11 protein-coding genes are annotated in these 15921 nt (G+C 43.8%); 3 read left to right on the top strand and 8 right to left on the bottom strand.

Annotation, left to right across the window (positions count from 1 at the left end; all coding sequences use genetic code 11):
• Positions 1 to 74: 74 nt before the first annotated feature.
• The 8 genes from NQ505_RS04250 to NQ505_RS04215 form a co-directional block, all read right to left on the bottom strand.
• Positions 75 to 977 (bottom strand): glycerophosphodiester phosphodiesterase family protein, encoded by a 903-nt coding sequence (locus tag NQ505_RS04250; RefSeq protein ID WP_008998250.1) that lies wholly within the window; start codon positions 975 to 977, stop codon positions 75 to 77.
• A gap of 61 nt (positions 978 to 1038) precedes the next feature.
• Positions 1039 to 2298, bottom strand: a complete 1260-nt coding sequence (locus tag NQ505_RS04245; protein WP_008998249.1) for an IPT/TIG domain-containing protein — start codon at positions 2296 to 2298, stop codon at positions 1039 to 1041.
• A 6-nt stretch (positions 2299 to 2304) separates the two neighbouring features.
• Positions 2305 to 4086 carry an IPT/TIG domain-containing protein gene (locus tag NQ505_RS04240; RefSeq protein ID WP_008998248.1) on the bottom strand — a complete coding sequence of 594 codons (1782 nt, stop codon included), beginning with the start codon at positions 4084 to 4086 and terminating at the stop codon, positions 2305 to 2307.
• A 12-nt stretch (positions 4087 to 4098) separates the two neighbouring features.
• Positions 4099 to 5040, bottom strand: a complete 942-nt coding sequence (locus NQ505_RS04235) for a phosphodiester glycosidase family protein (RefSeq protein WP_229128509.1) — start codon at positions 5038 to 5040, stop codon at positions 4099 to 4101.
• 10 nt (positions 5041 to 5050) lie between these two features.
• Complete coding sequence (locus NQ505_RS04230) at positions 5051 to 6337, bottom strand: RagB/SusD family nutrient uptake outer membrane protein (RefSeq protein WP_008998246.1); 1287 nt, start codon at positions 6335 to 6337, stop codon at positions 5051 to 5053.
• Between the two features lie 5 nt (positions 6338 to 6342).
• A complete protein-coding gene (locus NQ505_RS04225; RefSeq protein ID WP_008998245.1) occupies positions 6343 to 9681 on the bottom strand; it encodes a TonB-dependent receptor in 3339 nt (1112 codons plus the stop codon).
• 132 nt (positions 9682 to 9813) lie between these two features.
• Complete coding sequence (locus NQ505_RS04220) at positions 9814 to 10761, bottom strand: FecR family protein (protein WP_008998244.1); 948 nt, start codon at positions 10759 to 10761, stop codon at positions 9814 to 9816.
• A gap of 165 nt (positions 10762 to 10926) precedes the next feature.
• A complete protein-coding gene (locus NQ505_RS04215) occupies positions 10927 to 11493 on the bottom strand; it encodes an RNA polymerase sigma factor (RefSeq protein ID WP_004298079.1) in 567 nt (188 codons plus the stop codon).
• A gap of 394 nt (positions 11494 to 11887) precedes the next feature.
• On the opposite strand from NQ505_RS04215, the gene NQ505_RS04210 reads away from it, so the two are divergent.
• From NQ505_RS04210 to NQ505_RS04200, 3 genes are all read left to right on the top strand, one after another.
• A complete protein-coding gene (locus tag NQ505_RS04210; RefSeq protein WP_008998243.1) occupies positions 11888 to 12511 on the top strand; it encodes an HU family DNA-binding protein in 624 nt (207 codons plus the stop codon).
• A gap of 256 nt (positions 12512 to 12767) precedes the next feature.
• The gene (locus NQ505_RS04205; RefSeq protein ID WP_008998242.1) at positions 12768 to 13868 is read left to right on the top strand and encodes an AraC family transcriptional regulator; all 1101 of its coding nucleotides are present in this window, start codon (positions 12768 to 12770) and stop codon (positions 13866 to 13868) included.
• A gap of 208 nt (positions 13869 to 14076) precedes the next feature.
• Entirely contained in the window at positions 14077 to 15753 is a 1677-nt protein-coding gene (locus NQ505_RS04200; RefSeq protein WP_008998241.1) for a leucine-rich repeat domain-containing protein, read from the top strand.
• The last annotated feature ends 168 nt before the right edge of the window (positions 15754 to 15921 follow it).

The following is a 15921-nucleotide window of genomic DNA, read 5'->3' as shown; positions in this document are numbered from 1 at the left end:
GTGTTAAGTTGTTCCTGAAAATAGGATGTTTGTTACTTTCTTAATAAGATGTTTTTAATAACTTGTAAAGAGAGTTATTGCAGATTTCTCAATCCCTTTTCTTCCAGATAATGAATAAGTTCCTGTGGACGGTCTGTTTGTATCATTGTAGCTTTATGTTTTAACATCCAACCCCAATGTCTATCTTTACCTTCCAATAGTGCATTCTCATCATCATGTCCACCACATAGGCTATCCCATAAAGTATTCATCCATATCCGACTGCCTGATTTAATGATCTCATCTATTATTCTTAGGCTCGGGGTAGTATCATCTTTGAAGCATAGTTCGTAAGCGATTGGAGTGAAATCTTTGATAAAAGTTTGTATGGTAGCAACCGCTTCTTTATCCCATAAATTAACAATAGGCATATAAAGTATACTTTCATTGGAACCATATTCTTTTTTCACTTTCTCCACAGGATAGTATCCCTTGATAATGACTTGTTTTTCCATTCCACATTCCTTGATAATAGGCATAATTTCTTTAATGTAAGTCCCTCCTTTGTCTATATTGACAAGGATACGGTCTTTGCAGACATTTAATACCTCCTTTAGGGTGGGAATTGGTTGGCGGGTCTTGATTCCGTTGCCACTGCGTAGGACGAATTTTTTCAGTTCTTCAGTCGTATAATTTTTTATTGTTCCCTTTCCTGTAGAAGTACGGTCAAGAGTTTCATCGTGCATACAAATAAAGTTGCCGTCTTTAGTAGGCTGTATATCAAGTTCTACCATGTCGACTTTCATGGCAATTGCTTTTTCGATACTTTGCAGAGAGTTTTCTGGTGCATTACGCCAGTCTCCTCTATGAGCGATAACAAAGATATATTTCGATTTATTATCATGTAGATTCTTCAACAATTTATCGGTCCTTGTTTGTGCACTGATGGAGAATGCGGTTAATAGGATGAGTAATAAGGAAAAAAGTTTTTTAGTCATGACTTAGTAAGATTCATTAATGATGATGAAAGTAGCCCGGGGTAATGCCCCGGGCATTTATTTATTTGACGGTAATACGTCGGATCAGATAATTAACGGCGCCTGCTACATACATTGTTTTGCAGTCTTTTGTAATTATAATCTCATACGGTTGGTTGAAGGTAGCCTTTAGTCCTTTCCCGTCAGAAAAACCAGATTTTCCAGAACCTGCAATGGTTTCTAACGTACCTTTTGAGTAGTCGCCACTTGCATCAGGAGTCAGTTTGCGGATACAGTTGTATGTATTATCCGAGAGATACAGGCATCCGTCTGAACCGGCAGCCACTCCGAAAGTAGCCCCCACTTTTGCACTAAGCGGATTGCCGGGGTCTCCATCATAATACTCTTGTCCTTTTACCCCATCTCCTGCGATCGTCTTTTGTGTGCCATCCGGGCTGATTTGAATCAACACATATCCATTGGAGGTACCGACAATCATGTTCTTGTTTTTGTCGAATACAATGTAGTTGGGTGATACGTTAAGAGTGGCAAAAGTAGTTTTCGCACCTGAAGGTGTGAATTTATAAACCGCCTTATTATCACGTGCCGATACATATATGTTGTCTTCATCATCAAATGCTACATTCATCGGACTTTTCATACCGGATGCTATGGTTGAAACGGTCATACTGTTAGTTTCTATTTTCCGTAACATACCTTTTCCCTTGTCAATGAAATAATAGTTCCCTTTCGAATCAAATCCACCTTGCCAGATAGCGCTGCTGCCGTCTACTGCTACATCGAGGAGCGAAGTGACCAGGAAGTCCGGAGAGATACGTCGTATATAGTTGTATCCACGTTCTGTAAACCATAAACTGCCATCCGGGGCAAAAGTAATGCCTGTGGGGAGTTTGGTTGTAGCTTCAGTGCCTACTCCATCAGTCATTTCAAACACCCCCTTCTGACCGACAATTGTTTGAACGATATATTCCTGATCCGGTGTTTTCAGATAATTGAGTTCAAGACCTGTCAATTCACCAGAGGGAGATTTGACACGGATGGAATACTTTCCCGGAGCCATCTCAGGCAGTATTATTTTTAATTCGTCTTTGAAGGCTTCTATAACGGTTGCCTGTTGGTCATTGATGAAAACAGCATTTTCTTCCGGTACCGTACTGAAATTACGTCCCAATATTGTAGCTATTTCACCGGAATAAACATTGGTGGGTTTCACAAGTACCAGCCTAAGTTCTGTCACTGACGCTTTGTAATCATTATCATTGCAGGCTGCAAATAATGATAAGAGTGAATACGCGAGCAGTAGTATGTATATCTTTCTCATAGTTCTTTATTTATTTACAGTTATGGAACGAATCAAATGGTTTTGTTCATCAGCGATATATACTTTGTCCGAAACCAGCACGCTGGCAGGGCAATTGAAAGTAGCAGTCAGGGCGGAACCATCTATTTTGCCTTTTGTCCCCGGAATACCAGCTATTGTTTTCAATGTTCCTTTCGTATAGTCGCCTTCTGCATCCGGAGTTAGTGTACGTATGGTATGCATTGTATAATCGGTGATGTAAAGTATCTCATCCGGTCCAAATGCGATACCGAATGTTGCCCCCATGGTTGCCTTGGATAAATCATTCTGTTCACCGTCGGAATAAGTGGCGACAGTGGGTACTACCCCGGTTCCAAATATCGTTTTTAGTGTACCGTTCGTATCAAACATATGTAACTGATAAGTACCGCCGGTACCTACAAAAATTCTTCCCTTCTTATCTACTGCCATGCAATTAGGCCCGGCTTTGAGTGAAGACATATCGTAGTTGGTCACAGCTCCACCGGACGTTATCTTCTTCACGGCCTTGTTATCCCGGTCGGCTATATACATATTCCCGTTTGCGTCAAATGTGATGCTCATTGGACTTTTAAAGGTTGTTTCAGCAGAGAATACAGAACAAGTTCCGTCTTGCGTAACCTTAATGATGTTATTCAATGCTTTATTGGCTACATAATAGATGCCCGAGGGATCAAACTCACCTTGCCAGGGAGCATTAAATGTAACGGTACCGCTTTTGGCGACAGTTGACACATTATATTCCTGATCCATTTTTCTGATGGTGTTATTTCCTCTTTCTGCAATCCAAATATCACCATTGGGCGCAAGAGCCAGTCCTTGCGGGAATTTGAAAGAAGCAGCTGTTCCTTTACCGTCAGTGGAGGTAGTTGCCGAGTTGCCCGCTACGGTTTCAACAGTGTAAGACAAATCTTCGTAAGTGAAACTTAGATTCTCTACTGTTTTATCTGCTACGGTGACTTTGACGGGATACGTACCGGAAGGATTCTCCGGGATAATAATAGAAAGTGTTGTTGCAGTTACCGCTTTTACAGTTGCCGGCTTTCCATTTATAGATACGATATTCTCTTCGATTGTCATACCGAATCCCTCTCCTGAAATCACTATTTCCTCTCCGGCTTTTCCACGTGTAGGAGCTAAAGAAGAGGTTGTCAATGTTACTGTATGGAGATAAGTAAACAGGGGACTTTCGGCTTCTTTGGTACCTACTTTCACCCGGATAGGATAGCTGCCTTCCTCGGTGTCGGGAATAATAATTTTGAGTTGACTTGAAGTTGCTTCTTTAACTTCGGCAACTGCTCCATTGATTGTCACCTGGTTTTCTGATACAACTGTACTGAAACACTGGCCGATCAGTGTTACCAAATCTCCTGCATAGGCGGAAGAAGGCATCACTTGCAATACCGTCAGCTCTGGTGGGGCTTGAGGGGTTGCATAAGTAAATTTGAGTCCTTCTACAGTTTCCCCTTTTACACTTACTTTAATTGAGTAAGTACCTTCCGGATTATCGGGAAGCGCAATTACTAAACGATTTTGGGTTGCATCAGTAATCTCCGCCCTCACTCCGTTGATAAACACCTCGTTATCAGTGATTGTTTCAGAGAAATAAACTCCTGAAATAATAGCGGTACCTCCTGTTGATCCTGCTTTCGGAATAATGGAAATGAGCTTTGGAGGAAGCTGCCGGGAATCAGAAGAGTCCGATTCCGAGCATCCACAGAACAAGTTACAACAAAGTAGGATTGATAAAATAAATATTGAGTTCTTCATACTTTTAGAGTTTTAAGGTTCATTGACTGTTACCATCCATGCATTCACAACAGGTCGCTCCTGTCCGTCAGAAGGCCGGTTCCGTATTTGGAATATGTCTGCTATCGGGTGTCGTATAAGCATTTGGGTAGAACCGCCACCATCCAGGTTCACAGCCCACGAGCATCCCAATGCTTTCATTATCGAACCCATTTCCGGATAAGTAAGTCCGTAAGAGTAGAATTCCACACGTCCGTCAACCACCATGAAGTAGACATGACCGTCATCCGAATATCCAAGACAGGTACGCGGGTCGATACCCGGATAAGTTGCACCGGATATTTCCCCGTCGCGCAGCACGATAACTCCGCTTCCGGTCACTTCTTTGAGGTTGTATTGCATACCCCGATATTCCACAGAATCGGCAATAACCATCTTATTATCTTTTGTCAACGCGATAAAACTTAAAGCTTGTTGAGGAAGTGACTCCTTAAAAATGAATGAGTTTTTTAAGATCACTCCGCTACGGTGAATGGGGCCTCTGATATCCATTGTGCTGACATCCCAAAAATCAGCATTAATCATGGCGGCTACCCGGTGCCACGGACGGTCGGCATAATCTGCCATCTCCGTCAACGTCTGTCGCTGAAAGTTATTGCGTACATCGGCATCATACGGCATACCTACTTCTAATGAAACTCCCGGTTCATTCAAATCAATATCGATTATAAATATATGCGTGGAGCGACTGTCTGCTTTCTGGAAATGGACATCTGTTTCCGTAACTCCCAATGCGACAACAAAGCTGGTATCAGTATATATGCGTGCCACCGTTTCACTGCCTGCTAATAGTTTCTGACCGATTTTTGTCTGCGGGATAAAGTGTACGTCTTCAATTGTATCGTTCGAACAGCTTAAGAAAGCCAGTGGTAATACAAATGACAGAATCTGCATGTATTTTAATAAGTTCATCATTTTCATCGTTTTAGTTAGCCCAATATGAATTTTGATTTAAAAGTTTATTGAGAGACCTCTCTTTCGCAGGAATAGGTAATCTGTTGTACTTACGCTCAAAGCCGAGATCACTTTCCAACCGGTTGAGGCGGACAAGGTCGAACCAGCGGAACCCTTCTGCCAGTAATTCCGTATGTCTTTCATTTAGAATTGCATCTATGAAGTCTTCTTCTGTAGCGGGATGTACAGAAGGAAGGCCGCGGAAGTTCCGAAGTTCATTCAGACGGGACAGTCCCTTGGAAAGTCCTTGTGCTTCGGCACTAATTAGATACATCTCTCCAAGGCGGGTAATAATGATCGGATCAGTGGTAACCTCTCCGCCGGGATATTTATTTATGACTTCATTTGTTTCCTGCATATCGATGGATATGGCAGTACGTTTATCGTCCGGTTCAAACATATTCATCACTTTCGTAGTCGGTGCATACGTATAACTACCTCCATTGGCGGAAGCCCGTGAATAGAGGGAAGCACTTAAATTTACGCTCGATTCATTGAGCAGATTTACAAATGAGAATATCTCTTCGCGATTTGCTTTTCCACGGAAGATCTGGTCGAAGTCGGCAAGTGAAAAATTGGCATCACCTATCACTTCCTCGGCAAGTTTGGCAGCTTCAGTCAGTTTGCCTTGTGCAAGTTTGGTTCTTGCCATTAAAGCCTTTGCAGCCTGTTTGGAGACGTAATACTTGTCGGAGAAAGTTGGAGCGTAATCTATAGCCACCTGAAAATTCTTTTCTACAAAGCTCCATCCTTCTTCTTCTGTAGATGCTGCGATATCGCCCGAAAAAGGAGCTTCGAGAATGGGTACCTCTCCATAGCGGCTAACCAGGTGATAGTAAATCAGACCACGAAAGAAGCTGGCTACTCCCAATATCTCGTTTCGTGACTGGCTGGCTGCTAATTTGTCAAGTGCGACAATCAGTGAATTCACTTGGTAGAGAGCCGTATAAAATCCATCCCACGGTCCACTGACGAAGCCGCTTTCGGGGGTGACAAGGTCTTTCACTAGCAATACCGGGTCTTTCAATCCTGTGGCCCCGCCACGGACGAGATCTCCGCCGACAATGTCTTGTGTGAGATAGCCGTTGACTGTCGGCTTGTTCTGTATATAAAAGTAAAGCCCGGTAAGCAGTAATTGAGCATCCTCTTCTGTGAGGTTATCGCTGGATACTGCATTATGCGGATATTGGTCCATTTCGTTGCAACTAGTGGCAAATACCAATAATACTGTTAATAACGATATAATAAAATTCTTCATATCTGTTAGAATTTAAGATTGACACCTATTGTAAACGTACGTGGTTGGGACGGATAGAGATAATCATATCCCATGTTGGTTGCAGAGAGGCTTACATTTACTTCCGGGTCCAGATACGGCCACTTCGTCAGGACGAAGAGGTTGTCTGCCTGGAAATATATGCGGAGATTATCAATATGTAGCCGGTTAATCCAACTCTTTGGGAGAGTATATCCGATTGAAGCTGTACGGCAGCGGATATAAGATGCATCATGTAACATTCGGGTATTGACAAATTTGGTCGAGTTCCATGTATAACCGTAAATGGCGCGCGGATTCTTGTTTGTACTACCCGGTCCGGTCCAACGGGATTCTGCTGACGATTTCAGGATCGGCCATGTGCCGTTGCCCATTCGTAAACCTCCGGTCCACAGTTCATAAAGCTTGTTGCCAGATGAGAATGTAAAGAACATGCTCAAATCAAAACCTTTGTACTTGAATGTATTATTGAAACCACCGGTGAATTTCGGATTAGCGGAGCCGACAAACTGCTTGTCGTTTTCGTCTATGACATCATTACCATCTACATCTTCGTAAATACAGTCGCCCGCTCTTACTCCTTGGTCGTAAATCTTGGCGGGAATCTCATCATCCGATTGATAGATACCTTTCCATTTAATCATATAAAAAGAACCTATCGGTTCGCCGACTTTGAGGGCATGCATAGAACTAGTTGTCAATATCTCGTTATTATCGAGAAGAGCGGTCAGTTTGTTTCTGATAAAGGAGATGTTGAAATCCGAATGCCATGAGAACGAGCCTTTGCCAAGGTTGGCTCCCAGTGTAAATTCAAGTCCTTTATTACGCATTGATCCGATATTGCATACCTGACTAGTATAACCTGACGTAGCGGGAGTCGGTTTCTGGTAAAGTAAATCCTTGGTATCTTTGATGAATGCATCTGCTGTGAATGTGATTGCACCTCTGAAAAAAGAAAGATCCACTCCGATGTCACCTTGTTGGGCTTTTTCCCATTTAAGGTCGCGGTTACCTGCAGTAGTCAGTCCTAAGCCATTCTCACCATTATAGTTGTACCCTCCACCGGCTAATGCTTGATAGGCATAGGAACCGATTCCTCCCTGATTTCCGGTGCAACCCCAGCTTGCGCGGAGCTTTACATCGGTTTGTGGAAATTTCCACCAGGATTCTTCTCCGAGATTCCAACCCGCACTGACAGATGGAAAATATCCGTAGCGATTGTTGGATATAAATTTGGAAGAACCATCAGCGCGCATTGTTCCTGTTAGTAAATAGCGGTTCTTGTAGTTCAGACTTAAACGGCCGAAGAATGACTGTAACAAGAATGAAGAAAGTCCTGTACTTACATCTGAAAACTCGGCGGCAACAGAGTTGACATCAAAAGAAGGAGAGGGGAATCCAATACCCGTTTGGGCAGCCGAAGAAGTTACGTCCTTTTGTATGGAGTGTCCCAGCATCACGTCCAGAGAGAAATCTTCTGCAAAAGAGTGCTTATAAGTGAGGACATTTTCCCATAACGTACTCGCATAGGATTTCCGTCCGTCAATCAGTTTTCCCACTTTATTGCCATAAGGGTGGTCAGCACTGTAATAAATATGCTCTTCCGTATAATTGAAATCTTCTCCGAGTGTAGTTTTGAAGTTTAAGTCTTTCGTAATGTTGAACAGCATATAGAGTGACCCCAAGGCACGATAGTTGTCGATATATACATCTTCTTCGTTAAGTGCCTGTATCGGGTTATGGTTGGCCAGTTCCTGTCCTCCGACAGCATATTCCCCATCGGGACGATAAGGAGAATCCCAAGGGCGTTGTTCGATGGCACGGGTGATAACACTGGTTCCTATGTTATAACCGGTAGGGACACGGTTATTGCGCGAATAACTTAAATTCAGGGAAGTTCCTACTTTGAGCCACTTTTTGATTTCTGTGTCCAGATTAACCTTCAGATTGTAACGTTTAAGCAGATTATTGATAATCACACCTTCGTTGTGTTTGTAATTGGCGGACAGATAATAGTTCGTTTTGTCCGTTCCGCCTGACACAGACGCGGTAGTCGTGTAGGTAACAGCCGTACGGAGCACCAGATCAAGCCAGTTTGTCTGCGCCTTTCCCGGTGCGGGGTTATCGATACGTGCCTGGGTACTGTTGGTTTGCAGGTTATAGTTGTCGATAGCTTCATTCAGCACTTCCAGAAACAGATCAGTGTCGGCCATGTCCAGTTTGTCTGTTCTGGTCAAATTGGAGAAACTGACATTCGTGTCAATACTCACTTTCGCCTGTCCTTTGCTTCCTTTTTTGGTTGTTATCAAGATAACGCCATTCGTCGCACGCGAGCCGTAAATAGCAGCAGAAGCCGCATCTTTTAAAATCTGTATGGATTCCACATCGGAAGGATTGAAATCATTCAGACCATTCATCGATTGTGCACCCCAAGCACCGGTATCTCCTGACGTATTGTTGATTGGTACTCCGTCGATTACATACAACGGTTCGTTACCTGCGGTAATTGAACCGATTCCACGAATGCTCACCCGGTTTTTACTTCCCGGCACACCGGATGCTGACGTAATATTCACTCCGGATACGCGTCCCTGTAACAATTCGTCGACACCTAGCACTTGGCGGACATTGACTTCTCCCGGTTTGTAAGTTCCAATGGAAGACGTGACATCTCGTTTGGTTTTGGAACCATATCCGATGACGATTACTTCATCCATGACGTGTGCATCCTCTTCCAATGCTATCCTGACTGTTGGTGAGGCACCGATACGGACAGATTTCTTTTTGTATCCGATGTAGGATATATCCAGCGGTTTGGATGGGTCTGCCGTAACGGTGAAGTTTCCGTCAACATCTGTAATTGTTCCGATTCCACCTTCCTGTATGACATTGGCTCCGATAATCGGCTCACCTCTTCCGTCTGTTACGGTACCTTTGATCGTTTTCTTTTCGCTTTTTTTCTGTTGCTGTACTTCTTTTTTCACTAATACAATAGTGTTGTTATTAAGCGAATAAGAAACATTCAAAGGAGTGAACACTTGCGACAGGACCTGGTCGAGAGGCTTGTTTTTACAATTGACGGTCACTTTCGCCTGGTCGTTGAGGACATTGTTCCGATAAACGAATGTATACCGGGTTTGCTTCTCGATCTCCTTTATAAATGTTTTCACCGTACCATTATTGATGTTTACCGACACATTTCCTTTTTGTGCCGATACTCCTGCGGGTAATAAAACTAACGCAACAAGTAAAATGGTAAAGTTTCTAAAAATAAGGAGATTCTGCCTCCTCTTTCTAAAGGAAAAAATTAACTTTGTGTAATTCATAGTTGATACTATTTTTCATGTTTAATGGATTAATTTTATCGACTTACATACAACCAAAGGATTGGGCGATTCTTTGGTTGTTTCTTTATATAATTACTAACTGTTCTTCATAGGCTCCTTTCTTTCAGATGGTTAATAAATAGTGATTTTATCTTTATGTATCTCGTATTTGAACTTATATTGCAGGCTCAATGAATGAATCACATTCTGTATGTTTTCGTGGCGGAAAGAGCCGGATAATAAATCCTGTCCGATTTGGGGGTATCTTAGCTCGATCTCTACTCCATACCATCTCTCTATCTCCTCAATGACATCTATCAAAGGTTCGGAGTCGAATATCAAATAGTCGTCGCACCAGCCGGTTTCCACATGAACGTCAGCTTGGGTTATTTTGAGTGCATTGTTGATACTGGAGTAGGTCGCTTTCTCGCCGGGAGTAAGAATATACTCTTGTGGAAGGGAGCCGCCTGATATTTTAATCTGTCCGGTGAGCAGGGATGTTTCAACAACGCCTTTTTTATAAGTATTTACATTGAAACTAGTTCCTACTACCTCGATTTGCAGGCCGTTGGCTATCACTCTGAAAGGACAGTCGGGATTCTTTGCCACATCAAAAAAGGCTTCTCCCGACAGTTGTACCAATCGTTGTTTGGAGCTGTTTACATCGTACGTGATAGTGGTGGCACCATTCAGTTGCACTTTTGTTCCATCTGGTAATATGATTTCCGATTTACTGCCCGATTTTACATTGGCAGTTATCATTTGTTGTGTTTCCGGGGTATTCAATAAAGAATAAACGCCGAGAGAAGAAGTCACAAGCAGGGCGATTACAGCAGCATATTTGGTAATCTGTATCCAACGCCGTCTCCAGATAATCTGATGCATTTCTTTTCGTATCTGTTTTTTCATCATGGGAGGCATCCCGATTTCCGTCGTAGCATCCTTTTCCATATCTATCATGACATTCCAGAGTTCCTCATCCGGAATGTGATTGAGTTCTTCCTTGAACTGTCCGAAGTCTGTAGGAGAAACTCCTTTTTCAAGATACTGACGGTATAAATCTTTAAATAGTGCTTTCATATTTATGGGTGTTTCTATTGGTTATACGTGAATGAAATAGGGGAGTACTATGATTTCTTTATGTTCTATAACATAAAATTAGGAAATGTGAAATAACCTGTTAGGTGGTATCTTGACTTGATGGGATAAAGAAACTACTTCTGACAGCCGTTATAAAGAATACTATTACAGGAAGAAAATAAAGAGAATATTATATTTCATCATTTCGCTGCGAAGAATCTTCAGGGCGGAAGTCAGATAGTTTTTCACCGTTTGTTCGGAGAGATCCAGTTGTTCGGCTATTTGCTTGATGGGGATATGTTTCTCCCTGCTTAATTCATAAATCTCATGTTCCCGTTGTGACAGAACTTTCTTCGATTGTTGGAGTTGTTGCAGGAATTCGTCGTACAATAAGATGTCTTCCGGCGATACGTCAGTTGCCTGGTTCTCGCAATACTCCATAAAGTCTTCGAATTGCAGTTCGTTGACCTGTTTGCGGAAATAATCGATTACCTGATGTTTGGCGATGGTGAAGATGAAAGCCTGCAGATTGCCGAAGCTATTCAACTGGTTACGGTTATCCCACAGGCGTAAAAAGGTATCCTGAACAATATCCTGTGTCAGGGAACGATTTTTTAGTTGTTTAAGAACAAAGCTGTAAAGTCGGTCGGCATAGGCTTCATAAATCTGTGTAAAAGCCTGGTAGGAGCCGTTGCGTAGTTCTTTTATGCACTGTATTTCGTCTATTTTCATCCTTTCTGTAATAGAAGTAGGTCAGGCAAATGTACTGAAATAATTTAGAAATCAACAAATCTATGTGAATAAATAAAGAGAAACCGATGTTCGGTAGTTGGCAGATGAATTTTATTTTGCAATCATATTACAATCATATATTGAGCTTTATTGTATCGTCTCTTGCTTTCCGCTAATTAATTTTGTATCTTTACTGTTTTTTACCCTTGCAAAGACAAGTGGTCACCTTATGCAGTGATAAATATCACCTTATAAGGTGACATTAGGCTGTTTACAAAGTGACTATTGTCCCGTTACAACCGGACAACTACCCGAGTGCATAAACAATGATAAATCTCTGCACTGAAAATCTTTATTCTCTGCACTGAAAAGTCTTAAATATAACAATAAGATTATGGCCTTTTACAATTTAAAGAAGAAACCTGCCTTGACTACTAAGGAAGGAGAAACGGAAACAATGTATGCCGACATTGTCTACAGTGGAACGATTCTGGCAGAACGATTGATCCGTGGTGTTGCTAAGAGAACCGGATTTAAGGAAGGAGTGATAGAAGGTATCCTGATGGAACTGAAAGACGATGTATTGCAATATCTAGGTGAAGGATACCGCGTCGAATTGGGAGAGTTCGGTTTCTTTTCAGCCAAAGTGAAAGCTTCCCGATTAGTCGCAAATAAGAATGATATTCGTTCTGAATCCGTAGCTTTCAACGGGGTGAATTTCCGTGCTTCCAAGAGTATGCGTGTGGGTATTCGCGGAGATTTGGAGCGTAGAAAGTGTGTCGATTTCAACACTTCGCGTAAGTGGGGCAGAGACAATCTGAAGAAACTCGTCCTGCAATATATCGGAGAGCATGGCTTCATCACAAGAGCCACTTATACGCAACTTACAGGACGCCTGAAGAATACTGCATTGGACGATCTTAAATCTTTTGCAGCCGAAGGCATTATCAAGCGAGAGGGACGGGGTAATCAGATGCATTTCATTGCACCGCCACGAAAGGAACCGGATGGCGAGTAGTGAAATCTAACGGAATATCGATGGAAACCTTGTCGTACAAGATTGGAGATTGGGAACAGAACAGAGAAATGAAGAGGTAGTATCTACCCGAATGGATTGAATCAGTGCAAAATGTGGTATAAGTATGATGTATGGCTAAAAAAATACAGTACCTTTGGCTGTGAATACAGGTAAAACGGTGATGAGGTGTCTATGAAACAGCCTTACAGTGGATTTCTCGTCCGAATGTTGTTTGACCGATAACACAGACTATAATATGTTGGATATCATATACTACTTTAATATCTTCGGTTGTCTGACGATGGGGATGGCTCTGCTGTTGATTCAAACAGCCCCACAGCTGATAAACCCGCACTACCGCAATGCCAAACGATTCTTGGGTATTGCATCGATTATCGTGGCTCTGTGCAATGCGCTTATCTTTTACAACAGGGTACAGGAGAGCGTTGCCGAGATATTTGCAATGCCTGTGCTCGTTGCGGCACAGTTGCAGGCGGCGCTTTTTACTTTTATCGTGCTGATACTTTTTCATTCACCATACGTTTGCCGGCGAAATATTTTGCGACACCTCTGCCCGACATTGTTTTTTGTGGGACTCTATCTATTAACGATACTTCTATTTCCTGATGTGAGGATCTATTCGGTGGATGAGTATATAGCGAATATCACGAATCCGGTTCTTTTGTTAAGAACTGTATTTGCGGCTACTTATCTGACGCAGATCGTGATTTACGTCCGTTTATTCCGGCGTGAGCAACGGAATTATATAGCCAAGATTGAGAACTATTTCTCCGACACCGACAAATATGAATTCCGGTGGGCTTCGAGACTGTTCTACGAGGCTGCCTGCATCGGTATTGCCGTTCTGGTGTTCAGTATATTCCCTGCCCCGTTATTCGACGGAATAATCACGGTGGTGATTACAGTGTACTACTTTGACTTTGGAGTGAGGTATATCAACTACCAATACAAACTTTACTATGAGGCTTTGCCCGCGATAGAGGAGAAGGAAGAGTCGCAGCTGACAAAGGAGAGTGAAGGAGACAAGGAACTGGAAGATGAAATGGCAAAACTATTATTGTATCTCCAGCAGGGTGTTGTGCTGGGCGACTATGCCGAGGCTCTGCATATCCCGGAACGGAAACTATCTGTATTCATCAATTCGACTTACGGGGTGAGTTTCAAACGTTGGGTGAACAATAAACGGGTAGAATACGCCACAGAGCAAATGGCGAAACATCCGGATTATACAATGGAGAGGATTGCCGAGCTTTCGGGTTTTGCCCACAAAAGCCATTTCTGTAAAATCTTCCGGGAGATAACGGGGGGATCTTTTACCGAGTACAAAAATAGATAACACCTCCAAACTGTTGTATATTTGGCGATACAGCTTGTTCCAACATACAATAAACCCACAAAAAACACTTGTGTTGCACGTTTCGACGTCAGATATGCGTAAATGTGCACCCATCATCCAAAATTTTCATTATATTTTTGCTGCGTAGGGCATAAACCGCTCTGCGCTTTTTTGTTTTCCCATGAATATTAATCAAATATAAAACAACATGAAAAAGATTTTTTCTTTGTTAGTGCTATGTGCAACAGTAGTCTTTGCTTCGTGCAGCAAGGACGATCCGGTAACGGATCCCGTGCCGGAAGGTATCGTCGTCACCACCTACGAAGCCCTGCTCGACGCCCTGCAGACGGGCGGCACCTCGGCCGATGCCCCGACACTCATTACGCTGGGCGGCAACATCACGGTACCCGCGGGAGGTGACTACGACACCCCTCCCATAAACGGCAGCGGCCACTTCAAGATAGACGGCGGCGGCCACACCATCACCTGGGAAAGCACCGCCAACAACCACCACCTCCTCGGCAATACCAGCCCCGACGCCGATGCCGTTTATATCGAACTCACCAATATTAATCTGGACCGACAAGATATGAACGCCGCAGTAGGTGTTTACAACGGCAAGATTACGCTGGGCAAAGACGTGGCATTGAGTGGGCAAGATGGAAACATGATTCTGGCTAACGGCGAGAAAGTGGCATTGGAACTGGGTGACGGCTGCGAATTGTCTTACGCGGCAGGCAGCAGCCCGTGCTGTGCAAGCGCCTGGTTTGGCGCCATCCTCGTGCTGAACGGGGGAAAGACCGCTGCCGGGGCTTACATAGGCCTGGACTGCAATTTTTACCCGGCCGTCTCCTATCCCCTTATCTCCGTTCCGAAAGCCCTCACGGGTGATGTGCACCTCCTTCTCAAAATGATCGGTACAACCCCCGTCGCCCAAGGCATTGGCAATTACCAACTGACGCAGGCGGACTGCGACCGTCTGAAAGTGAATCCGGAGTCAACGGTCAGCCTCTATATGGGACAGCGTGATAAGTACGACGGCAACTTCGAGCTTCACCTCGACCCTGCGGCAAGTTTTCAAATCAAGCTTCGCCCGAAGAATTTCACACCCCCCACCTCCGGCAACATCGACGTGACCAACATGACCGACGTCGTGGCGCAGATAACCATCCGGGCAGCCCTCGAAGCAGGCCACACCGACCTCAAGCTGACGGGCGAACTTTCCAAGATAGGAATAGGCGGTCAGTGGGGTACATTTGCCAATAATACACAAATCACGACATGCGACCTCACCGAAGTGACGGGCTGGGGTACAACGCCAACTCTGCCCGAACTCGCCTTTAAGGATTGCACCAAGTTGCAGGAGGTGACGCTGCCCGATGGCGTGCAGGTAATTGGAGAGTATGCCTTTATCCGTTGCGCCGCGCTGACTACGGTGAATCTTTCGCAGGTCACCCGGATTGATGAATACGCATTCTGGGAATGCACTTCATTGACCGCACTCACGCTGGATAATGTGACAACCATAGACCATGATGCTTTCTACGGATGCACGGGCCTCGAAACGCTCAAAATACCGAAGTGTACCTGGTTCGGCAATTATATCGTAACGGGCTGCAAAGCTCTCACCCGGATAGAAGCCACCGCAGCCGGAAATTTCGTTGACATAAGTGATGGTCGCAGCAGTATAGAGCGCACCGCCGTTTTTCACAACAGAACCGCTCATTCCGGAGATAACGCATTCGACCCCGCCAAGTGCGACCTCGTGCTGAACCCCGACAAGTACGAGAATGGCGGTGCCGTTCCCACAGCCTCTGCCAACAATGAATGGACTGTGGCGCAGCATGGCGGTCTTATGAAATGGAAGAGCATCACGCCACCGTAATCCGCGCCTTTCCCGAAGTTGAACTTCAAGGCGGTCTGATTTATTTTTTGAAATCCAATTTTATGCCTGATGCGGTAGACGACATATGTTGTCGTAAAAAGATTATATCTTAATTACTAGTCGATTAAAAACGCTCTGCCATCGGCAGATTACAAAATAGATCTCCGC

Origin of the sequence: Bacteroides sp. D2 (genome assembly GCF_025147085.1) — a bacterium.
Classification (GTDB): Bacteria; Bacteroidota; Bacteroidia; order Bacteroidales; family Bacteroidaceae; genus Bacteroides.
The sequence above is the reverse complement of the archived record's forward strand: the minus strand, read 5'-3'. Positions and strand labels throughout refer to the sequence as shown.

Bases quoted from the DNA above. Each gene is read 5' to 3' on its own strand.
- NQ505_RS04250 (WP_008998250.1), bottom strand. From the start codon at position 977: ATGACTAAAAAACTTTTTTCCTTATTACTCATCCTATTAACCGCATTC.
- NQ505_RS04245 (WP_008998249.1), bottom strand. From the start codon at position 2,298: ATGAGAAAGATATACATACTACTGCTCGCGTATTCACTCTTATCATTA.
- NQ505_RS04240 (WP_008998248.1), bottom strand. From the start codon at position 4,086: ATGAAGAACTCAATATTTATTTTATCAATCCTACTTTGTTGTAACTTG.
- NQ505_RS04235 (WP_229128509.1), bottom strand. From the start codon at position 5,040: ATGATGAACTTATTAAAATACATGCAGATTCTGTCATTTGTATTACCA.
- NQ505_RS04230 (WP_008998246.1), bottom strand. From the start codon at position 6,337: ATGAAGAATTTTATTATATCGTTATTAACAGTATTATTGGTATTTGCC.
- NQ505_RS04225 (WP_008998245.1), bottom strand. From the start codon at position 9,681: ATGAATTACACAAAGTTAATTTTTTCCTTTAGAAAGAGGAGGCAGAAT.
- NQ505_RS04220 (WP_008998244.1), bottom strand. From the start codon at position 10,761: ATGAAAGCACTATTTAAAGATTTATACCGTCAGTATCTTGAAAAAGGA.
- NQ505_RS04215 (WP_004298079.1), bottom strand. From the start codon at position 11,493: ATGAAAATAGACGAAATACAGTGCATAAAAGAACTACGCAACGGCTCC.
- NQ505_RS04210 (WP_008998243.1), top strand. From the start codon at position 11,888: ATGGCCTTTTACAATTTAAAGAAGAAACCTGCCTTGACTACTAAGGAA.
- NQ505_RS04205 (WP_008998242.1), top strand. From the start codon at position 12,768: ATGTTGGATATCATATACTACTTTAATATCTTCGGTTGTCTGACGATG.
- NQ505_RS04200 (WP_008998241.1), top strand. From the start codon at position 14,077: ATGAAAAAGATTTTTTCTTTGTTAGTGCTATGTGCAACAGTAGTCTTT.